The sequence below is a fragment of the Clostridium sp. KLE 1755 genome, from assembly GCF_000466465.2.
GTDB lineage: Bacteria > Bacillota > Clostridia > Lachnospirales > Lachnospiraceae > Eisenbergiella > Eisenbergiella porci.
In genome coordinates, this window is record NZ_KE992738.1 from 117,117 (window position 1) to 139,363 (window position 22,247).

General features: G+C 52.3%; 15 protein-coding genes. 10 read left to right on the forward strand and 5 right to left on the reverse strand.

What is annotated here, in order from left to right:
• Nucleotides 1-61: 61 nt before the first annotated feature.
• Nucleotides 62-1,330 (forward strand): uracil-xanthine permease family protein, encoded by a 1,269-nt coding sequence (locus tag HMPREF1548_RS19710; RefSeq protein WP_025488835.1) that lies wholly within the window; start codon nucleotides 62-64, stop codon nucleotides 1,328-1,330.
• 149 nt (nucleotides 1,331-1,479) lie between these two features.
• Here the strand turns inward: HMPREF1548_RS19710 and HMPREF1548_RS19715 are convergent, their stop codons facing one another.
• Genes HMPREF1548_RS19715 through HMPREF1548_RS19725 form a run of 3 tightly spaced genes read right to left on the reverse strand, consistent with a single transcriptional unit; the run spans nucleotide 1,480 to nucleotide 3,465 of the window.
• On the reverse strand, nucleotides 1,480-2,568 hold the full coding sequence (locus tag HMPREF1548_RS19715; RefSeq protein ID WP_021638259.1) for a DUF4097 family beta strand repeat-containing protein: 1,089 nt from the start codon (nucleotides 2,566-2,568) through the stop codon (nucleotides 1,480-1,482).
• Complete coding sequence (locus HMPREF1548_RS19720) at nucleotides 2,555-3,151, reverse strand: DUF1700 domain-containing protein (RefSeq protein ID WP_035323006.1); 597 nt, start codon at nucleotides 3,149-3,151, stop codon at nucleotides 2,555-2,557. Before HMPREF1548_RS19720 ends, HMPREF1548_RS19715 begins: the two co-directional genes overlap by 14 nt.
• Entirely contained in the window at nucleotides 3,148-3,465 is a 318-nt protein-coding gene (locus HMPREF1548_RS19725) for a PadR family transcriptional regulator (protein ID WP_021638261.1), read from the reverse strand. The genes HMPREF1548_RS19720 and HMPREF1548_RS19725 overlap by 4 nt, the downstream gene beginning before the upstream one ends.
• A 368-nt stretch (nucleotides 3,466-3,833) precedes the next feature.
• On the opposite strand from HMPREF1548_RS19725, the gene HMPREF1548_RS19730 reads away from it, so the two are divergent.
• Nucleotides 3,834-6,647: a cation-translocating P-type ATPase gene (locus HMPREF1548_RS19730; protein WP_021638262.1), complete on the forward strand. Its 2,814-nt coding sequence runs from the start codon at nucleotides 3,834-3,836 to the stop codon at nucleotides 6,645-6,647.
• Between the two features lie 90 nt (nucleotides 6,648-6,737).
• On the opposite strand, the gene HMPREF1548_RS19735 is transcribed toward HMPREF1548_RS19730, so the two are convergent.
• Complete coding sequence (locus tag HMPREF1548_RS19735) at nucleotides 6,738-7,052, reverse strand: helix-turn-helix domain-containing protein (protein WP_025488839.1); 315 nt, start codon at nucleotides 7,050-7,052, stop codon at nucleotides 6,738-6,740.
• Between the two features lie 155 nt (nucleotides 7,053-7,207).
• Between HMPREF1548_RS19735 and HMPREF1548_RS19740 the strand changes: the two genes are divergently transcribed.
• From HMPREF1548_RS19740 to HMPREF1548_RS19760, 6 genes are all read left to right on the forward strand, one after another.
• The gene (locus HMPREF1548_RS19740; protein ID WP_021638264.1) at nucleotides 7,208-7,441 is read left to right on the forward strand and encodes a sporulation initiation factor Spo0A C-terminal domain-containing protein; all 234 of its coding nucleotides are present in this window, start codon (nucleotides 7,208-7,210) and stop codon (nucleotides 7,439-7,441) included.
• Nucleotides 7,442-7,800: 359 nt separating this feature from the next.
• Nucleotides 7,801-8,427, forward strand: coding sequence for a TetR/AcrR family transcriptional regulator (locus HMPREF1548_RS19745; protein WP_021638265.1), 627 nt, complete (start codon nucleotides 7,801-7,803; stop codon nucleotides 8,425-8,427).
• Nucleotides 8,428-8,508: 81 nt separating this feature from the next.
• On the forward strand, nucleotides 8,509-11,127 hold the full coding sequence (locus HMPREF1548_RS19750; RefSeq protein ID WP_021638266.1) for a calcium-translocating P-type ATPase, PMCA-type: 2,619 nt from the start codon (nucleotides 8,509-8,511) through the stop codon (nucleotides 11,125-11,127).
• Between the two features lie 201 nt (nucleotides 11,128-11,328).
• Nucleotides 11,329-11,508 (forward strand): AAA family ATPase, encoded by a 180-nt coding sequence (locus HMPREF1548_RS19755; RefSeq protein WP_021638268.1) that lies wholly within the window; start codon nucleotides 11,329-11,331, stop codon nucleotides 11,506-11,508.
• 66 nt (nucleotides 11,509-11,574) lie between these two features.
• Nucleotides 11,575-11,718 carry a hypothetical protein gene (locus tag HMPREF1548_RS29620; protein WP_162162446.1) on the forward strand — a complete coding sequence of 48 codons (144 nt, stop codon included), beginning with the start codon at nucleotides 11,575-11,577 and terminating at the stop codon, nucleotides 11,716-11,718.
• Between the two features lie 158 nt (nucleotides 11,719-11,876).
• Nucleotides 11,877-12,302 (forward strand): VanZ family protein, encoded by a 426-nt coding sequence (locus tag HMPREF1548_RS19760; RefSeq protein ID WP_021638270.1) that lies wholly within the window; start codon nucleotides 11,877-11,879, stop codon nucleotides 12,300-12,302.
• Nucleotides 12,303-12,341: 39 nt separating this feature from the next.
• Here HMPREF1548_RS19760 and HMPREF1548_RS19765 read toward each other — a convergent pair whose 3' ends face one another.
• Nucleotides 12,342-14,717, reverse strand: a complete 2,376-nt coding sequence (locus HMPREF1548_RS19765; protein WP_021638271.1) for a glycoside hydrolase family 2 protein — start codon at nucleotides 14,715-14,717, stop codon at nucleotides 12,342-12,344.
• A gap of 361 nt (nucleotides 14,718-15,078) precedes the next feature.
• Between HMPREF1548_RS19765 and addB the strand changes: the two genes are divergently transcribed.
• Nucleotides 15,079-18,561, forward strand: a complete 3,483-nt coding sequence (gene addB / locus HMPREF1548_RS19770) for a helicase-exonuclease AddAB subunit AddB (protein ID WP_021638273.1) — start codon at nucleotides 15,079-15,081, stop codon at nucleotides 18,559-18,561.
• On the forward strand, nucleotides 18,521-22,243 hold the full coding sequence (gene addA / locus HMPREF1548_RS19775) for a helicase-exonuclease AddAB subunit AddA (protein ID WP_021638274.1): 3,723 nt from the start codon (nucleotides 18,521-18,523) through the stop codon (nucleotides 22,241-22,243). The genes addB and addA overlap by 41 nt, the downstream gene beginning before the upstream one ends.
• Nucleotides 22,244-22,247: the final 4 nt, after the last annotated feature.

Genomic DNA, 22,247 nt, shown 5'->3' on the forward strand with positions numbered 1-22,247 from the left:
AAAAGCCGAAAGGCTTTTAAATAACCTGTTTAATACTATACTTATGAGGAGGATTAAAAAAATGGGTGAAAGAACCAAGAAGCAAAAGCTGATTCTCGGCATTCAGCATACCCTTGCCATGTTCGGCGCCACGGTGCTGGTTCCGGCATTGACAGGGCTGAATACGTCAATCACACTGTTTTGTGCCGGACTCGGCACGCTGCTGTTCCACTGGGTAACGAAGAAAAAGGTGCCCGTATTCCTGGGCTCCAGTTTTGCCTTTATGGCAGGAATCATGGCAATTATCGGGGACTCCCGTATGGGGGATCCGGATTTTATGGAGAAGCTGGCCTCGGTCAAGGGCGCGCTTATCATTGCCGGCCTGGTATATGTGCTGTTTGCCGGCCTGATCAAGATTTTCGGCTATGAAAAGGTGAACAAGCTGCTGCCTCCTATCGTGACCGGACCGATTATCATTGTTATCGGCCTGCGTCTGAGCGGCACCGCCATCAACAGCGCTTTTTATTACAACGGAGAATTCAGCCTGAAATCCGTGCTGGTTACGGTGGTGATTCTGACTGTGGTCATCTGTGTATCCATTTTTGCAAAAGGGATTTTCAACCTGATGCCGATTCTGTTTGCCATTATCGCAGGCTACCTTGTCTGCCTGCCGCTTGGCTTCTGCGATTTTACCGCAGTGAGAGAGGCTCACTTCCTTTCCTTTATGGATAAGGACATTGTGGCACAGCTGCTGTGCATACCTCAGTTCAAGCTGGACGCCATCCTCGCCATTGCCCCGATTGCACTGGTTACGATGATTGAGCATGTGGGCGACATCACCACCAACGGCGCCGTGGTAGGCAAGAACTTCATGGTGGATCCGGGCGTTCACAGAACGATTCTGGGCGACGGCCTTGCAACTGCGCTGGCAGGCCTTCTGGGCGGCCCTGCCAATACAACCTATGGAGAAAATACGGGTGTTCTGGCCGTAACCAAGGTATACGACCCTTCCGTTATCCGTATCGCGGCTGTGTTTGCCATGATTCTGGGTATCTTCGGAAAATTCGGCGGATTTATCACAAGCATCCCGTCACCCGTTACCGGCGGCATCAGTATCGTGCTTTACGGTATGATTTCCGCAGTGGGCGTGCGTATCCTGATTAATTCCAGGCTGAACTTCGGCAACAGCCGCAACCTGCTGGTGGCCGCTATCATCCTGGTTCTGGGAATCGGCTGCGACAGCATTCCCGTATACGGCGCGGTTACCATTTCCGGCCTGGCGCTGGCAGCGGTTGTTGGCATCATTCTGGCATTCATCCTTCCCGAAGGGGACGACAGCGTGCTGAACTGACCTGCATAATTTACAGGTTATAGGTAACAGCTCAGAACGGCAGAGCCATGAAAGAAGATATCCGGCCTGGACTGTTACATTTCCAAAATAAAAAGACGTCTGAGTACTTCCGCATAGCGGCAGCATTCAGACGTCTTTTTTCCTTACCGTCAATCTTTCTGTGTAGTAATCCTGATATCCCCGGAGCTGCATTTGATTCGCACCCAGTTGTCAAATTCTTTGTCAAAGGTATAATAGGTATCGCCCAGGTCATGTTTATTTATCCTGATATCCCCGTAATCTGTCTTTAAATCATAACCGAAAGAATCCGTAAGCTGCGTTACAAGCTCCACACTGCCATAATCCGATTTAATATCCAGATTTTTGAAAAGGAAGCCTTCTGCATTCATGTCCCCGCTGCTCAGAGTGAGTCTGGCATTTTCAGAGGTGATACCGTTCAAATCCACATTGCCGTAATCACTGTCCACAGTGAGCACCCCGGTGGAGGACTGCTGCATTTTCAGCGTTCCGCTGCTTAAGAAGAGCGTGGTATTACCTGAGATTTCCGAGTTTTTCAGAATACAGTCGCCATAGTCATCGGAAAGCTTCAGACTTTCCGCCTTCAGGTTATCCGCGGTAAACTTCCCGGAGCTTAGGCTGAAATCCGCGCTGGTACAGGTGATATCCGTAAGACGCGCGTCGCCGTAATCATCATCTATTGTAAGCTGGCCCGTTTTCAGCCCGGACAGCTCCGTTTTTCCGGAGGAGGTGGACACATACACTGTGTCAAGCTGCGTATTTTCCGGAATATATACTGTGAGATATTCTCTTGAGCTGTTCCAGCTGTTGTATACAGTGCCGGAAAAACTGCTACCGAAAAGGAAAAAACGGTTATTACCGTAGTTATGCGGAGGCTGGCTTATGGTCAGGCAGCCGTTTTTCACGCTGATAACAGGCTTCTCCCATGCGGTCAGTTCATATTCCAGAGAAAAATGATCCGATTCTTCAATGGTAATATCAGCATAATCCATCCGTATATCTATCCGTGTGAATGGCTCCAGCTGATCGATTTTATCCGTCTGCACGGAGGGACCGTTGGGCTGGTTGCTTACCAGAGGGGAATAGACCACAAGCCCGTTTCCCGGTTCATAGCCCACGCCGGTCACAGCGCCTCCCAGAAGGCGTCCCGTCAGGGCCAGAAGCATCCCCACCCCGCACAGGATCCCACACACTATAAAGAATGTTTTACGCTTGCTCATTTCGTTCCCCCTTCTTTTTCAGGATACGGCCAAAGAGCCGGGCCATTCCGATAATTGTCCATTTACATGCCAGAACTATGCCATATACAGCTATCAGCCCAAAGCCCGTAAAGAAAAGGCCCATGCCAAAGCAGGTCATTGCAGCTGCGGGCGCGGATAGGAGCACTGTAAAGCCTGCGGCAAAGATCACCGGGCCAAGGACTGCCACACACAGTGCGAGTAAAACAAATGCAGCCAGTATGAGAAGTATGCACAACAGGCACAGCAGCACAAGCGCCAGAAGCAGCAGGGCGAACGGCAGCGCCACCGGCACCGCGCAGATGGCAAGAATTCCAATCCACAGCGCGTTCATATTTTTCCTGATTCCTTTATGCGGTACGGAAGTCTTATCAATTGCCATATTGGTGATAATCTGTTCGGCAGCGTTTTCCGGGCTCCCCAGATCCTCTATGGCCTGCTGTTCCCGCTCCGGCCCCGCTTCATCAAAATATTCCTGAAAATATGCCATGGCCTCCCGGTAACTGTCGCCGGGCAGAATGCGGAGCCGCTTTTCCAGGGCATTCATGTATTCGGTTCTGTTCACTGTTTTTCACCTCCATGGGCAATTTCATATATAGCATTCACATAAAGGCGCCACTCATTTTCAAGATACTGACAGACACCCCGGCCCTCCGGCGTAATCTGGTAATATCTCCGGTTGCGCCCCTGATACTGCTGATCATAGGTTACCACCAGACCGTTTCCCTGCAGCCGCTTCAGAATCGGATACAGCGTGGAATCCTTTGTATTGGTAACAGTTTTCAGCTGCTGGCTGATTTCATATCCATAGCTGTCCCTTTTGCATAATACAGACAAAATCAGATATTCCAGCTGCGGCGTGCTGAGAGGATAAATCATATGACCCCTCCTTCCCCTTTATATATTATCTTATTGTATATATACTAATTTTATATATTATATTACGTATAATATATGCGGTCAACATTAATAAGAAATTATTAAGTATCTTTTTATTACAGTGCAGGCAGGCCTGCGGCATCATAAACGACCACGAACGGGGCTGTTTCCTCTATAAAAAGATCATAGACACCCATCCCATGCTTACAAACTCACCGACGGCTGATTTTTTCCTTTACCCGGCAGACATATTCCTGTCCTGTATTTCATAAGGTTTATTAGAGCCTGTCTGAAAAATCACCGCACCCCTCCGGCCGGATGCGCGGACGCTTCAGACAGGCATCAGGACAAGATAAAGGAGTGGGAACGTGTTTGAGTCAAAAAGCATTCAGGAAACATGCATACAGCTGGACAGCGATATAGACAAAGGACTGACGGAAAAGGAAGCGGCGAGGCGATACCAGGAATATGGAAAAAATGAGTTGAAGGAACCGCGGAAGAAAACTGTGATTGAATCCTTCCTGGAGCAGCTTAACGATCCGCTGATCTATGTGCTGCTTGCAGCGGCCATCATTTCCCTCCTGCTTCATGAGGTGAGCGATGCGGTGATCATAGCCATTGTGGTATTCATGAATGCCATAGTGGGGATGATTCAGGAGGGAAAGGCACAGAAGGCCCTGGATTCCCTGAAAAAGCTGACAAGTCCCAGGGCCTACGTGATAAGGGAAGGGAAGGAGCGGGAGATTCCTGCTTCACAGCTGGTGGTGGGCGATATTGTCTGCCTTGACGCAGGCTGCCAGGTGCCCGCGGATCTGCGCCTGACCAGAACAAGCAGCCTGAAGGTGGAGGAATCGGCGCTTACCGGGGAGTCCCTGCCTATTGAAAAGGACGCCGCCTTCATCGCCAGGGGTGCAGCCGCCTTCGGACGCAGCTCACAGTCCGGGAAAATGTCCGATCTGGCGGCAGCGGATTCCGGCCTGACGGCTGCGGGCAAACGGGAAGCAAAAGTACAGAAGGAGATGCACATTCCCCTGGGAGACCGGTATAACATGGCCTACATGTCCACTATCGTGACTTATGGAAGAGGAGAGGGGATCGTTACCGCCACAGGCATGGATACGGAAATTGGGAAAATCGCCTCCCTCATCAACGAAAGCCATGAGGATATCACTCCCCTGCAGAAACGTCTTGGAGAACTGGGAAAGATTTTGAGCCTGCTTTCCCTGCTTTTATGCGCGGCGCTGTTCCTGATAGCGCTGATTCAGAAGCGAAATATGATTGAAATGCTCATCACCGCCATATCCCTGGCGGTTGCGGCGGTGCCGGAGGGGCTTCCCGCGGTGGTCACCATCTGCCTGGCCCTGAGCGTTACCAAAATGGTGAAGGTGCATACTATAGTCAGAAAACTCCCCTCGGTGGAAACCCTGGGCGCGGTCAGCGTTGTATGCTCGGATAAAACAGGCACGCTGACCCAGAATAAAATGACGGTGGAAACCTGCTTTACCAACCAGAAAATGGTGGGGAAAAAGGAGCTGGCCCGGGAAGAATACCGGGAATTTTTAAAGGGCATGACCCTGTGCAACGACGCCGTGCTGGAAGGCGGGGAACGAATCGGGGATCCCACGGAGCTGGCGCTTCTGGATTTGTCCGCGCGCTACGGCCTGCACCGGCAGGCGCTGGAAAAGGAATATCCGAGAACCAGGGAGCTTGCCTTTGACTCCACACGCAAGATGATGTCCACCTTCCATCAGCGGGGGAACCAGACGGTTACCTATACGAAGGGCGCGCCGGATGAAATCCTGAAAAAATGCACCGGCGTCCTGCTGTACGGAAAGCCTGTGCCCATATCGGACCAGCAGAGGAGGCAGATAAAAAAAGCGGTGGAGGAAATGTCCTCCCAGGCGCTGCGTACCCTTGCCGTAGCCATGCGCACCGGCGGCAGCGGCCCGGTGGAAGCGGAGCTTACGTTTGTGGGGATGGTGGGAATGAAGGATCCGGCCCGTCCGGAAGCGGCGAATGCCGTGGAACGGTTCCGGGATGCCGGCGTCACAACGGTGATGATAACCGGGGATCATGTGGATACGGCCTTTGCCATAGGAAAGCAGCTGGGGATAGTGAGCCGCCCGGAGCAGTGCATGACAGGGGAGGAGGTATCGCATCTGCCGGAGGAACGTTTCCTGAAGAAGCTGGATCAGGTGCGGGTGTTTGCCAGGGTGTCGCCGGAGCATAAGGTGAGGATTGTAAAGGGCTTTAAGGAAAAGGGAAATATCGTGGCCATGACCGGAGACGGCGTAAACGACGCTCCCTCCCTGAAGGCGGCGGATATCGGGATTGCCATGGGAATGACAGGGACCGATGTGGCAAAGCAGGCCTCTGACATCATCCTTACGGACGATAATTTTGCCACGATAGAAAAGGCGATTGTGGAGGGCAGAGGGGTGTATGAGAACATCAAAAAATCTGTGATATTCCTCCTTTCCTCCAATCTGGGCGAAATCATGACCATGTTCTTAGCGGTGCTGTGCGGCCTGGCATCCCCTTTGAAATCCAGCCACATCCTGTGGATTAACCTGATTACAGATTCCCTTCCGGCGCTGGCGCTGGGGGTGGACGACAATGATGAGGAAAGCCTGATGCGCCGGCCGCCCCGGGATCCGAAGGAAAGCCTTTTCGCAGGCGGCGGCCTGGCCTGCACCTGTTTTTACGGACTGCTGATTGCGGGAATCAGCCTGACGGCATTTTTTACCATTCCCTATGCTGTAATTCTTGAAAAACAAATTCCGCTGACCATCAATAATTTTGCCACGGTGCTTTCCCATGAAGCTATCCTGAACCGGGCGCAGACCTATGCCTTCACGGTTCTTGGCATGTCGCAGCTGTTCCATGCGGTGGGAATGCGGGATATGCGAAAGTCCATATTCCGGATGAACCACTTTAACAACAAGCTGATGATAGCGGCCTGTGTGATCGGATTCCTGCTGCAGTTTGCCGTGACGGAAATACCGTTCCTGACGGCGGCGTTCGGAACCGCGCATCTGTCCCTGCGGGAATGGCTGCGTCTTGGAATCCTGGCGGCCTTCCCGCTGCTGGCCCATGAGCTGATGATCCTTTTTTCCTTTGACTTTGTAAAAAAAGGGAACCGGAAGCACAAGCTGCAGGCCAATACCGTTTCGGAATCATAACAGGCGGCTGTCCGAGACGGCGGAAATAAGAACAGACTGAATAAACCGGCCGGAATCCGGCCAGGCTTTATCAGTCTGTTTTTTTAAACTTTATTCTGGCCTGTACAGCCTTTCCAACATATCTGCGATCAGCTTGGTATCGTAATCATTTAACAGGCGGATATACTGAATGGCCCTTTGCTGCTGGGCCGAAGTATGTTCCGTATCGTTAAAAAATTCCATGGGCGTAATGTTGAAATAATCGCATATGTAAAGAAATTCTGTCATGGAAGGCAGAGCCCGGCCGGAGGCAATGCTGTGAATATAGCTTGTACTGTGCCCGAGTTCAATGCTCATTTTTCTCTCTGCAACGTCTTTTTGGAGCCGAAGCTCGGTTATCCGATCCCGAATAAATTGTTCTTCCATGAAATCCGCCTCCCTCCATGTGATAATCATAATATACAATTGTTATAATTACGAATATTTATAGCGTCTGTTATTGTTGAAACGTACGCTGGAATCGTCTATAATGAAGTAGCAGATGCACATAACAGACGTCTGCCGACAGGAGAAAATAATAAATGAATAAAAAAAGTATTTATCGGAAGGTGGCAAAGGAGTATGGGGTAAGCGTCCAGGAAGTAAAACAGGAAATGCAGGCAGCGTTGGAGCATACATACAAAAATACGCCAAATGACGGAATTACCGGAGCGTGGCAGAACAAGGTGCCGAAAAAAGGGGAAATTCCCACCCCGGATGAACTGCTTCGGTATGCGCAGAGGGAATTTTTATGGAAGGAAAACGGAAAGGGTTAAACCGGCTTACCGGCAGTTTTTAAAATGAACATAGTACACAGCAAATAAGAAGCCCCCACAAAAAAATGTGGAGGCTTCTTATTCTTATGAGGGGGGAGATAGTTTAACAAAACTTGTGAGTTATTGTTTCTCTATCTGTTATTTATGATACAGGAAAAGTGTGTCCTAAGTGTGACGCAAATCAAAAAATCTTATAAAAAGTATGAAGGATTTCTTTCCGAAATATAAAAAGAAAGCTTTTGGGGAGACTGTTTAATGAAAATAAAAATAAATAACTGACTTACTATTTACAAAAAGTCAGTCAGTTGCTATAATACACAAAAAGGCGGCAGAACAGCCAATAAAAGGCAGGTGACAGAATGCGGGTAACGAAGGAACCGGAAATACGCCGGGCGGAGCTGATAGAAGCGGCCCGGCAGCTGTTTGACAAAAACGGAATCAAAAACACACAGGTCAGCCAGATTGTGGAAAAGGTAGGCGTTGCCAAGGGACTTTTTTACTATTATTTTAAATCCAAGGATGAAATAGTTAATGAGGTTGTGGATTTGGTAATGTCGGAGCTTAAGGAAGCCTCCCTGAAAATCCTGGCGGATACGCAGCTTACTTTTTATCAGAAAACGTCGGAATTCGTTGCGCTTTATATGCACATGATTGACCAGTTTTCGGGAGATGAGGAAGAGAATCTGGACAGTATGCTGGAAATCATTTCCCATAACCCCATCGCCCAGGATGCCAATGAGCTTCTGCAGGCACAGCTGGAACGGCTGATCCGGCAGGGGGTCAGGGAAGGGCATCTGACCATTGCGTATCCTGAAGAAACCGTCAGAGTCCTGATTTTCGGACTGTTGGCGCAGTCCAGGAAGCGGCTCCTTTCCATGGAACAGGTGATTACGATCGTAGAGCAGACCATGCATCTGCCGGCCGGGTCACTGAAAGACGAGATGGTTTGGCAAAAGGAGCACAGGGCTTTGAACGGACCGCAGTAAAAAGAGAACGGAAAACCAGGAGGAAAATCCTCTGCTCGCAGAGGGCTCTCGCATTCCTTCGGAAAACCAGGAGGATTGAAAATGGCTCAGTATAGTAAACCATTGGATGAAGTAATAAGTGAACTGCACAGCAGCCGGTCGGAAGGGCTGTCGGGTGCGCAGGCTGAGGAGAGGCTTGCGCAGTACGGACCTAACCGGCTGCGGGCTAAGAAGAAGAAAAGCAATCTGCAGAGATTTCTGGAACAGTTCAAGGATGTGATGATACTCATATTGATTGCTGCGGCAGTCGTTTCTTTTATCGTTGCCTGCAACGGCCATGATACATCGGAATTTTTTGAACCGCTGCTGATTCTGGTAATCGTGATTCTGAACGCCGTTATGGGCATGGTGCAGGAAAGCAAGGCGGAAAAAGCCATGGAAGCGCTGCAGAGTATGTCGGCGCCCCATGCAAGGGTTATCCGTGACGGGAAAGAGCTGCTCATTGACGCCGATAAAGTGGTTCCCGGCGACATTATACTGGTGGAAGCAGGCGACAATATCCCTGCGGATGCCAGGCTGATTGAATCGGCCAGCCTGAAATCGGAGGAATCGGCGCTCACCGGAGAATCCGTGCCCAGTGAAAAGGATGCATCTCTTCAAATAGAAGAAAAAGCGCCTCTGGGAGATCGGGCCAACATGATTTATTCCGGCTGCAGCGTGGCCTACGGACGCGGCAGAGCTATCGTTACGGCCACTGGGATGCAGACGGAAATGGGACATATCGCAGGGCTTCTGGAGGGCGAGTCGGATACCCAGACACCCTTGCAGCAGAAGCTGGCGCAGCTGGGCAAATACCTGGGCTTTCTGGCGATTGCCGTATGTGCGGTCATTTTTGTCATTGGCCTGATTGACGGCATGGCCGTGATGGAAATTTTCATGACAGCCGTATCCCTTGCCGTATCAGCGATTCCGGAAGGGCTTCCGGCGATTGTTACCATCGTGCTTTCCATCGGCGTGCAGCGTATGGTGAAGCAGAATGCCATCATCCGCAGGCTTCCCGCCGTGGAAACGCTGGGCAGCGCCTCTGTTATCTGCTCGGATAAGACCGGTACGCTGACCCAGAACCGCATGACCCTGGTGAAGGCCTATGACGCGGCAGAGGATCTGATGGAGGACATTTCCGATGAGGATACGCCTGCCATCCGCAGGCTGCTGCAGTATGCTTCCCTTTGCTGCGATGGTTCAGTGATTGTCAAGGACGGAGAAGTACAGCATATCGGGGATCCCACGGAAACCTCCATTGTATATGCCGCCATGAGAAACGGCAGCCCTAAGGAAACCCTGGCCAGGGAATATCCCAGACTGACGGAGCTGCCCTTTGATTCCGACCGTAAGCTGATGACCGTTGTCTGCAGAATCGATGGGAAAAATGTGGTCATTACCAAGGGCGCCTTTGATTCCATGCTGCCCATCTGCACCACAGGCGATATGAAAAAGGCGCAGGAGCTGGTTGACTCCATGAGCTCCAACGCCCTCCGCGTCCTGGCAGTGGGCTATAAGGAAATCGACAGCGTGCCTGAAAATCCTACCATTGAAGAACTGGAAAGCAATCTTACCTTTATGGGGCTTGTTGGCATGATCGATCCGCCCCGCCCGGAGGTACGCGATGCAGTGGCTGTCTGCCGGAAGGCCGGCATTAAGCCTGTTATGATTACCGGCGACCATGTGGTGACGGCTTCCGCCATTGCAAAGGATCTGGGAATTATGGAGGAAGGCGACGAAGCCATTACCGGCGCACAGCTGGCGCAGATGAGTGAAGAAGAATTGAACCGGAAGGTACGCCATATATCCGTATACGCCAGAGTTTCTCCGGAGGATAAGATCCGCATCGTCAAGGCCTGGCAGGCACAGGGCGAAATCGTTTCCATGACGGGAGACGGCGTAAACGATGCGCCCGCGCTGAAGGCGGCGGATATCGGCTGCGCCATGGGCATAACAGGTACGGACGTGGCAAAGGGCGCGGCGGATATGACGCTGACAGATGATAATTTTACCACCATCGTTTCCGCAGTGAAGGAAGGCCGGGGGATTTACGGCAATATCAAGCACGCGGTGGCGTTCCTGCTGGGAACGAACATCGGCGAGGTGCTGACGGTATTTTTATCCATGCTGTTCTGGAAGCAGAGCCCGCTGCTGTCCATGCAGCTTCTGTGGATCAACCTGGTAACAGACAGCCTGCCCGCCATTGCGCTGGGTATGGAAGCTGTGCCTGATGATGTGATGGAGAAGAAGCCCAAGCCGAAGAATGAAGGCATTTTTGCACATGGGCTGGGCGTGCGGATCGTTCTGCAGGGCGCCATGTTCGCTGCCCTGACGCTGTTTGGCTTCTGGCTGGGATGGAATGAAACGGGCACGGTAGAAGCGGGACGTACCATGGCTTTCATGGTGCTGGCATCCACGCAGGTGTTCCATGCCTTTAATATGCGTTCCAGCCATTCGCTGTTTAAGACCGGATTTTTTACCAATAAGTATTTAAACGGCGCGGCTGCCCTGTCGCTGGTGCTGATTGCACTGATTACCTTTGTGCCCCCGCTGGCGCTGGTTTTCGGCCTGACTGCACTGCCCGGGCATCTGTATTTGACGGCCCTCGGCCTGGCGCTGGTGCCGGTGGTGGTGCTGGAAATCGCCAAGGCGGCGGGGATGATTGCGCATCATCAGTAAGCAAGAGATGGAAATTTTTGCAAAATATATGGAGAAAACAGTCCTGTCACGGATGTGGACTGTTTTCTCCATTTTTTTATGCCCGGAAGTAACACAATATCCATGTTAAAAAAGCGATCCTCCATGCTGGAATCAGTTAACAGATTGCAGGAGACCTAAAAACAGGGTATAATCTTTTAGAGAGAAAGAGCGGATCCTAGTATGAACAGACCTTTACCAATCGGGATTGAAGATTTTAAAAAGTTACGGGACAATGACTTTTACTATGTAGATAAATCGATGTTTATAAAAGAACTGCTGGATAACAGAAGCGGGGGCAGTCTGGTTATGCGCCCACGCAGATTTGGAAAAAACTTAGGCCTCAGCATGCTGAAATACTAATTTGAAAAAGCTTATGATGAAGCAGGCAGTCAAATAGACAAAAAGGTGGTGGATACCTATGCCAAATTGGAAGAAAAGGCGGAAGAGGCTTTAAAGCAGATAGAAGAAAAACAGTATGATGCGGAGCTTCGTCTGGAAGGATACCATACCTTTGTGAAATATGAGATTGCTTTTTATAAGAAGCTCTGTAAAGTGATTAGTAAATATTAAAAAAGGAATTGAGCTATGGAAATCCAGGGTCTGTAGTTACATCCTTGAAAGTTAACCAGTTGGCCGATAGCTGGACAAGTCGCGGATTGGGGGTAAACCAACATGAATGCAAAGTTGAAATTCTTTGGGAAAAGTTATAATACAGGAGGTACCAATGTTTGACTCTGACACTGATTAAGCCCTTTTATATCCACCTGTTTTTCACCATCCTCTGGTTCCTCTTCATGACCTGGCTGTCGCACCAGGACGGCGAACACACCAGCAGAACAAGCCTGGAACTGGCAAACCATATGAAGCACTGGTTCCCGGTCAGGGATATCGGTAAACTTAACCAGCAGCTGAGAAGAGCAGCCCACGTGATTCTCTTTGCCGTTTTCACAATACTCCTGATCGGAACCCTGCACTCGGCCCATGTATCAACAGCCGCCATGGCAGCGGGGCTGATCTTGGCAGTCTTCTGGGGATGGGCGGATGAGGCGACCAAACCGATGATTCAGGGCCGCCATTTTTCCTGGTTTGATGTCCGCCTGAACTGGATGGGAACCGGAATCGGCATCCTGGCCGGAATTCTTCTTTACAGATGATTTTTCCAAAGTCCTCCGGCCGGATCCACTCTCCCGCATCTATTTCTTCTTGACCTTATTCAACTCCGCATTCACCACCTGCAGGGCATTTTCCGGTACATTATCACCCATGCCCATTCCGGTCATCATTTCCATCAGCCCTTCCACGCTTTTTTCGCCCATCATCCCCATCATGCTCTTCTTCAGCTTCATTCCCGTCATGGCATAGAGCGCACCGGCCAGCACAGCTGCGGCGTCCTCCTGGTCCAGAACCTCCTTCACCGTGTCCTTTATGGAAAAGAACCCTTCCGGAAATTCCATAGCCGCATTGGCATCCACAGCCGCAGCCTCGTCAAACCAGTTAGCGGCGCCCTCCATATCGTCCTCATCCTCTTCCGCAGGAAGCGTATAGATTTCAGGCTTTGTCTCCACCTTTTCCAGCGTCATAGTATCGGAACACTCGCCCGCACAGGCGGTCAGGCAGGTAAAACCGTCAAAAAGAGGGACCTGCTCAAACAAAAATACTTTATCACCCTTCAAGGTCTGATATAACTCCCCGTTTACATACAGGCTCACTTCCGGCTGATTGGAATACACCTTCACGCGGGTACTTCCGCCGGCTATGGAAGCTTCCGGGACGCCGTTTCCGTTGCCTTTTTTATTCTCAGCGGGGGTTTTACCATCCAGGCGGTCCGTATCCCCGGGCCGCTGCGCATACCGCCGTCCACACAGATGCACAAAGGGCTCCCTGCTCCAATACGCTTTATAAAGATAAAAAGCATCCTTTTTAATTTTCCGATCCAGCGTCACCAGCCCCTTATTATTCCGGCCTGCAGTGCCGCCTTCGTTGCGCGCCGCGCAGCCGAAATCAAACATATTCCACACATGGGTGCTCCATAAATAGGGGCGGGCCATAAGGATTTCGGCCATGTGTTCGTGGTACTCCGCCTGATAGCTTTCCGAGTAATCCCGGCATTTCGGCTCATCGGGCTGATAGGTTATGATACCCTCCGCGCCGTATTCCGACAGTCCCAGGCAGATTTCAGGATGCTTTTCGTGAAAATTATCCAGCCATTTTTCATTATCTGTGTATTTTCCGCCGTACCAGCCAAAATAATGATTATAGCTTTCCAGATCCGTGATGCCGTGAAGACGGCTGTCCAGGGGAACCATGCTCACATGGGCCATAGTAGTCAGGCGGGTGGGATCGATTTCTTTTACCAGCGCATTCAAATCCTTATGATTTTCCACAAGGCCCGGTTTTTCGCCGGCGATGGTGATTTCGTTGGAAATTCCCCAGAAACAGATGGATGGGTGATTATAATTCTGATACACCAGCTCCTGCATCTGTGTCCGGCAGTTTTCATGCGCCTTTGGGTCGTCGCTCTGGCTGCTGATATAGGGAATCTCCGCCCATACTATAAAACCATATTCGTCACAGGCATCATAAAAATCCCTGCTGTGCTGGTAATGGGCAAGACGCACGGTATTCGCTCCCAGCTCGTGGATGAGGGCGGCGTCCTCATAGTGATCCTGCCTGGTGAGCGCATTTCCTTTATAAAGGCGATCCTGATGGCGGGAAACACCGCGCAGCATCATAGGTTTACCGTTAAGGAAAAATCCCTTTTCAGGATCCACGGCAAAGGAACGGATGCCGAAACGGCAGCTGATCTCGTCCACGGTTTCGTTCCGGTAAACAAGGGCTGCGGTGCAGGTATACAGATAAGGATCCTCCACACCCTGCCACAGATGGGCTTTGGGCAGAAAGACGCTTGTCCCCGGATTTTCGGCAGGCCGCCAGCATTCGGCTGTCTTTTTACCCTGTGCGTCCGTAATGGTATAACATACCGTATAATCGGCATCCGCATTTTTTACCCAGCTCTGCAGCTTCAGGAAGGCGCTTTCCCCATCCGGCTGGGAGGTGACGGAAAGGCCGGGTGCGCCCCAGTATTCCAGGTCAAAGTGTACCCGGGGAACGACAATGAGGTTAACGCCGCGGTACAGTCCGCCATAGAAGGTGAAATCCGCCATACGCGGGTAAATATGAGGGCGGTCGGAATTGTCCGCTGCGATGGCGATCAGGTTGGCTTTCCCTGAGCCTTCCGGGTGGAGATAGTCTGTGATATCCACGGTAAAGGAGGAAAAACCTCCTTCATGATAAGCGGCTTCTTTGCCATTGACGAACACCCTTCCGGAAAGGGAAGCGGCCAGGACCTCCACGTACAAGCGGCTGTCACATAAGCCGGAGGGCGTGGGAAATTCCTTTGCATACCAGCAGGCGCCTCTGTAGTAGCTGCCTTTGCCGTCCTGTCCGTCCACCGCATTCCAGGTATGGGGCAGCGTCACGGTTTCCCAGTCCGCAGGAAGCGTCAGGGGAAGCCCTGTATCTTCTTTTCGGAAGGACCAGTTTTCGTTGAAGGGAATCACTTTTCTCATAGTTGTCTCCTTTTTTTATTTGTAAAATTCCGGGAGGCCGGGGAAAACAGCGCGGCCGGTCATAATTAGTAACGGCCCGGAATTGTCCAGCACGTTTCCAGTTACGATAGTATTACCTATATTTTACTTTTTATCATGGAAGAAAACAAGGCAGGGATAGAATTTGGAAGCTGTCAGGCCATGGGAAATATGGTATAATGTCGGCGTAGCCGACATTATACCTGCGCATACTGTTTTCTGCGTCTACCGCAGAAAATCAGGCGCTGAATTCCGCCGGAGGCCCGTATCCGCGAAGCGGATATGGTATAGTAATAGGGAGTAATTATTCAGCCAGGCCATATCACCACAGGAGGAAAAAAGCGTGTCATTACGTTTTTATACAGGAGCATCCGGCGCGGGAAAAAGCACCGGTTTATATAAGGAAATCATTGCGCGGTCGCAGCAGGAGCCGGATCGGAATTTCCTGATCATCGTACCGGATCAGTTTACGATGCAGACGCAGAAGGATTTGGTGATGATGCATCCGCGGCAGGGGATCATGAACATTGACGTACTCAGCTTCGGACGGCTTTCCCACCGTATTTTTGAAGAGGTGGGGGCGGATGAGCGGCCGGTGCTTGATGATACCGGCAAGAGCCTGGTGCTGCGCCGGATTGCGGGGCAGCTGAAGGGGGAGACGGCGGTCATCGGCGGCAACCTGAATAAGACAGGCTACATCCATGAAGTAAAATCAGCTATTTCCGAGTTCATGCAGTACGGGATCGGTGTGGAGGAGCTGGAAAAGCTCACCGATTTTTCAAAAAAGAGAGGCCAGCTGTACCATAAGCTGAAGGATCTGGGCGTGCTTTACCGGGGCTTTCAGGAGTTTATCCATGAAAAATATATCACTACGGAGGAAACGCTTGATTTGCTTGCCAGGCTCCTGCCGAAATCCCGCCTGGTGAAGGGAAGCGTCATCGCCTTCGACGGCTTCACCGGCTTTACGCCGGTGCAGAACCGGGTTCTTCGGCAGCTGATGGAGCTGGCACAGGAGGTAATCGTAACAGCAGTGCTGGATGGCAGCGAGGATATGTATGATGAAAAGGAGGAGCAGAACCTGTTCCACCTGAGCAAAAAAACGGTGGCCTCCCTGACCCGGCTGGCCGCGGAGGCGGGCGTGGCCAGGGGGGAGGATGTAATCCTGCGGGATAATCCGGTGCCCAGGTTCCGGGACAACCCCTCCATGGCGCATCTGGAAAAACATCTGTTCCGTTACCCCCTAAGGCCTTATGAGGGAGAGACGCAGATTCGGATCATGGAGGCCTCCAGCCAGCGTGAGGAGGTGCGCCAGGTCTGCATTGCGATCCGGGAATATCTGCGCCGTACGGGAAACTGCTACCGGGATGTGGCGGTAATTGCAGGGGATTTGTCGGCCTATGCCAGCTTTTTAGAAACAGAAGGCGGACTTTACGGAATTCCCTTCTACCTGGATCAGACACGGGGAATCGTGCTGAATCCGTTTATCGAATATCTGAAGAGCGCGCTTCAGATCGTGACCCAGGGCTTCACCTACGAATCGGTATTTCACTATATCAGAAGCGGCCTTGCCGATTTTACCCCGGATGAAGCGGACCGGCTGGAAAATTATGTGCTTGCCACCGGCGTGCGGGGGAAAAAGAGATGGAATACACTCTTCGTGCGCAAAACACCGGATATGGAAAATGAACTGGAGGAGCTGGAAGGGCTGAACGAAAGCCGTAGTAAGCTCCTTGACCAGCTGGAGCCTTTGATGGGTCGCTTTGCGGACACGAAGGCGCTGGTGATGGGGCTGTATGCTTTTATCGAACAAAACCAGGTACAGCTGAAGCTGAAGGTCTATGAAGAACAGTTTGAAAAAGAAGGGGATGCGGTAAAGCAGAGGGAATATGCACAGATTTACAGGCTGGTGATGGATCTGCTTGACAGCATCGTGGAGCTGATTGGCAGCGAACCGGTAAAAATGGATGAGTTTTCCAGGATTATGGAGGCGGGCTTCCAGGAAATCCAGGTGGGAACCATCCCTCAGAACGTAGATCGCGTCGTGGCCGGAGATATGGAAAGAACCCGTTTAAAACAGGTAAAGGCGCTCTTTTTCCTGGGTGTGAACGACGGATATATTCCGAAACAGGCGGGAAGCGGCGGCATTATTTCGGATATGGACAGGGAATTCCTGGCGGAAAGCGGGATGGAGCTTGCGCCTACCCCCAGGCAGCAGATGTATATACAGAAGCTGTATCTTTACATGAATATGACCAAACCTTCGGACTGCCTGTACCTGTCCTATTCCCGGATGAGCGGGGAAGGCCGTTCCATGAGGCCGGCCTACCTGATCGATACGGTACAGAAGCTCTTCCCTTCTATAAGAATAGAAAAGCCGGAGGAGCTGCCAAAGCTTGCACAGGTGCAGACGCTGGAGGACGGCAGATCGGGACTGGTGCAGGGGCTGCGGCAGTTCGCAGATGCGAGAATGAAGGAAAACAGCAGGGAGGAGCAGGATTTCCGTCATTTATACCAGATCTATGCTACCGAGGAAAAAACGCGGGACTGGACGAAGCAGATGCGGGAAAAAGCCTTCTACAGCTACCGGGACAGGCCTTTGGCCAGAGAGGCGGCGCTGGCGCTGTTTGGCCGCACCCTGCTTGGAAGCGTCAGCCGGCTGGAGCAGTATGCCTCCTGCGCCTATGCCCACTTCCTGCAGTATGGGCTGATGCTTAAGGAAAGGGAGGGCTACAGCTTTGAGGCGGTGGACATGGGCAACCTGTTCCACGGCGTGCTGGAGATTTTCGGGGAAAAACTGAAGGAAAAGGGCTGGAGCTGGTTCGATTTTCCCAAGGAAGAGGGGGATAGCCTGATAGAGGAGGCGGTGGAGGCCTATGCGGTCACCTACGGAGAATCGGTGCTTTTTGACAATGCGCGCAACCAGTATATTATCACCCGCCTGAAGCGGATTTTGAAGCGGACCGTGTCCACCCTGCAGTACCAGCTGAAAAAAGGAGCCTTCCGGCCGGAGCAGTTTGAGGTGTCTTTTTCCGTGCTGGAAGAGCTGGAATCGGTGAACATTTCCCTCACCGGAGAGGAAAAGCTGCGTCTGCGCGGGCGGATCGACCGGGTGGATGTATGCGAGGAGGAAGACAAGGTTTACGTGAAGGTCATAGACTACAAATCAGGGAACCGGGATTTCAGCCTGGCGGCGCTGTATTACGGGCTGCAGCTGCAGCTGGTGGTCTATATGAACGCGGCGGTTGAAATGGAGGAAAAAGACTATCCTGACCGGAAGGTGGTACCGGCGGCCATGCTATATTACCGGGTGTACGATCCGCTGGTGGAAGGCGAGGAAACGGATACGCCGGAGCAGATCCAGGAAAAAATCCTGGCTGGCCTGCGGATGACGGGTGTGGTAAATGCGGACGAGAAAATCGTGGAAAGCCTGGATCGGGAGTTTGGCACGAAATCCGACGTCATCCCTGTGGAGAGGAAAAAGGACGGTTCTTTCAGCGCCCGTTCCAGCATCCTTGAAGAGAATGATTTCCGGGTCATATCGGATTATGTCAACCTGAAAATCAGGGAAATCGGCAGCGGCATCCTGAACGGAAACATTGCCCTCAACCCCTATGTCCAGTCTGGCGGCCAGACGGCGAAGGATGCCTGTACCTACTGTCCTTACAGCAAGGTATGCGGCTTTGATAAGAAAATTCCCGGCTACCGGAAGCGGGAGCTGGAAAAGCTGGAAGAACAGGAAGCCCTGGAACGGATGAAAGAGGCTTTGGAGACGGAAGGAGAAGACGATGGCAGTGACATTTACACCGGATCAGCAGGCGACAATTGATGCCAGGGACAGCAGCATTCTGGTGTCTGCTGCGGCCGGCAGCGGAAAGACGGCGGTATTGGTGGAGCGGATCATCCAGATGGTGAGCGACGCAGAGCATCCCGTGGATATCGACAGGCTGCTGGTGGTGACCTTTACCAATGCGGCGGCCGCCCAGATGCGCGAGCGAATCACCCAGGCGCTTTCCGGCAGGGTGGATGCGAATCCGGGGAACGCCCACCTGCTTAAGCAGCTTACGCTGATACACAACGCGCAGATTACCACCATTGACAGCTTCTGCCTTTATATTATAAGGAATCATTTTGATGAGATTGACCTGGACCCGGATTTCAGGGTGGCGGACGACGGGGAAATCAAGCTGCTCCAGCAGGACGTTCTGGCGGATATGCTGGAGGAATATTTTGCCGCGGGAGATGAGGAATTCCTCTCCTGTGTGGAATATTTTGCCCCGGCGGGGAAGGAAAAAAGGCTGGAGGAGCAGATTCTCGGCCTGTATGAATTTGCCATGAGCTATCCCTGGCCGGGAGAGTGGCTCACCGGGCATCAGGATGACTATGCGGTTACGGAGGACAGCCTGGATGAATGCAGCTGGATCTTTTTGCTCAAAAGCTATATCCGTTCCATGCTGGAGGAGGCGAAGGAGCTTCTTGCCATGACAAAGCGGCTGTGTGAGGAACCGGGCGGCCCCTATATGTACCTGGATACCCTGGAGGCGGACGGGCTGCTGATAGACAGGCTGCTGGCGGCGGATACGCTGGAGGACATGTATGAGGCGTTTTCAGATCTCACCTTTGGCAGAATCAGTTCCAAGAAGGACGAAAGCGTGTCCCCTGAAAAAAGGGATCAGGCAAAACAGATGCGCAATGGCATCAAGGATCTTTTAAACGGACTTGCAAAAAAATATTTTTCCGCCTCTCCCCGTGTACAGGCGGAACGCATGGCGGAATGCGCGCCCTATGTTTCCAGGCTGCTCGCCCTGACTGAGGACTTCCGTATCCGTCTGGACGGGAAAAAGCGGGAAAAGAACCTGATGGACTTCCACGATATGGAGCATATGGCCCTTCAGATACTGACTGAAAAGACGCCGGAGGGGGTGCAGCCTACCGCCACAGCGCTGGAAATGCGGGAATTTTATGCGGAAATCATGATCGACGAATACCAGGACAGCAACCTGGTGCAGGAATATCTTCTGCGCAGCATTTCCGGGGAAGAGGAAGGAAAATACAACCGTTTTATGGTGGGGGATGTGAAGCAGAGCATCTATAAATTCCGTTTGGCCCGGCCCGAGCTTTTTATGGAAAAATTCGATCGATACGGCAAAACAGAGGGAAAAGAGCGCAGAATCGACCTGAAACAGAATTTCCGCAGCCGCCGCCAGGTGACGGACAGCGTTAATGCCTGCTTTGCCTGCATGATGGGCCGGGATCTGGGCGGTGTGGAATATGACAGGGACGCGGCGCTGTATCCCGGAGCATCCTTCCCGGAGCCTGAAGGGCAGGGGGAAGGGGACGTTTATGAAACCGAGGTCCTGCTGACAGCAGCCGGGGAGGACGGCCTTGATGACCGGGAGAGGGAGGCACTGGCCATTGCAGGTAAAATCCGCCAGCTGACGGGAACGCTTCCTGTCACCGATAAAGAAACAGGGCAGCTGCGCCCCGCGCGCTACTCAGATATCGTAATCCTGCTTCGCACTACGGCGAACTGGGATGAAACCTTTAAGAAGGTGCTGGAGGAATGCGGAATTCCTGTCTATATCACCTCCAAAACCGGGTATTTTGCGGCAACGGAGGTGCAGACGATCCTGAATTTCCTGAAGGTACTGAACAATCCCCTGCAGGATATCCCGCTGTTTGGCGTCCTGAAATCGGAGGCGGCCGGTTTTTCCGATGAGGACATCGCCCGCATGAAAGCGGAAACCGGGGCGGAGGGCAGGCGGCTTTATACCTGCCTGACGGTTTATGCCACAGAGGGCACGCAGGAAGAGCTGAAGGAAAAATCGCAGCTTTTTTTACAGCTGCTGGACCGCTTCCGCCGGTATGTGGCCTACATGCCCATACACCAGCTGATTGAAGAATTCCTGAAGGAAACCGGCTATTTGTATACCGTATCCGCCCTTCCCGGCGGCGAACAGCGCCGGGCTAATGTGGAGATGCTTTTAACCCGTGCGGAAAATTTTGAAAAAACAAGCTATTTCGGCCTGTTTCACTTTATCCGCTACATGGAACAGGTGGAGAAATACGATATCGATTACGGCGAAGCCAACGTGCAGGATGAAAATGCGGATACCGTCCGCATCATGAGCATCCATAAGTCCAAGGGCCTGGAGTTCCCGATCTGTTTTGTGGCCGGCCTTTCCAAGAAATTCAACATGCAGGATACGATGAAGCCTGTCATCATGGATATGGATTACGGCATTGCCCTGGATTACGTGGACATTGACTCCCGCGTCAGGGGAAGCACCCTGAAAAAAGCCGTGCTTTCCGGCAAGCTGCGCAGGGACAGCCTGGGGGAAGAGCTGCGTGTCCTCTATGTGGCCATGACCAGGCCGCAGGAAAAACTGATTCTCACCGGCAGCTGCAAGGACGCCGAAAAGGTGCAGCGCATTCTGGACGAGGGCGGCGCCGGTTTGGTGACGGCATCAGATGCCCCGTACGGCCCGGGGCGTCTTACCTTTACCCTGCGTTCCGAGGCATCAGGCTATCTGGACTGGCTGCTTCCCGCCTGGGCCGTGTGCGGACAGCGGGTACAGATCCTCACCGCATCGGAGCTTCTCCAGGAACAGATGGGAGAGGAGCAGGGCCGCGAGCAGCTGAAGGCCCGCCTGCTTTCCTTTGAAAAAGAGGCCGCAAGGCGTTCCGCCGGGGAGGAAAATGAGGAAATACGCCTGCTCAGAGAACGCATGGAAAGCGTCTACCCTCACGAAAACCTGAAAAACCTGTATACCAAGACCACAGTTTCCGAACTGAAAAAAGCAGGCATGGAGGAAGCGGCCGAGGAAGCCTATCACCTTTTTGAGGAAAAAGAGCTGGTGCCCTACCTTCCTCGCTTTATCCGGGAGGAAGAAAAGGTCAGCGGGACCGCCCGCGGAAGCGCTTACCATAAAGCGCTGGAGCTGTTTCCTTTTGCCGAATACGCAGGAAGGCTGGGGAGGAAGGCTGCCGGCGGAGCGAAGGAGGGGGCGCGGACCGGAGTGTGCGGACAGGCGGAAGGGGATGTGCGGGCCGGAGCGCCTGACCCGGCAGAGGTAAAAGCAATCCTGGACCGCATGGCGGAGGAGGGAACTCTTCTGAAGGAATTCCGCGAAGCCGTAAATCCCGGGAAGATAGCGCAGTTCCTTGAAAGTTCCCTGGCGGCCAGAATGGCGCAGGCGGCGGTCCGCGGCAGACTGTACAAGGAACAGCCCTTTGTCCTGGGCCTGCCCGCCAAAACACTGGATGACAGCTTCCCGGAGGAGGAAACCGTGCTCATCCAGGGAATCATCGACGTCTACCTGGAGGAAGAGGACGGCCTGGTGGTGGCCGACTACAAAACGGATTCCGTCACCCGTCCCCAGGAGCTGATAAACCGCTACCAGGTCCAGCTGGATTACTACGCCCGCGCCCTGGAACAGCTCACCAGAAAAAAGGTGAGGGAAAAGATCATTTACTCCTTTGCACTGGCCGCAGAAGTGCCTCTTGCATAAAAAG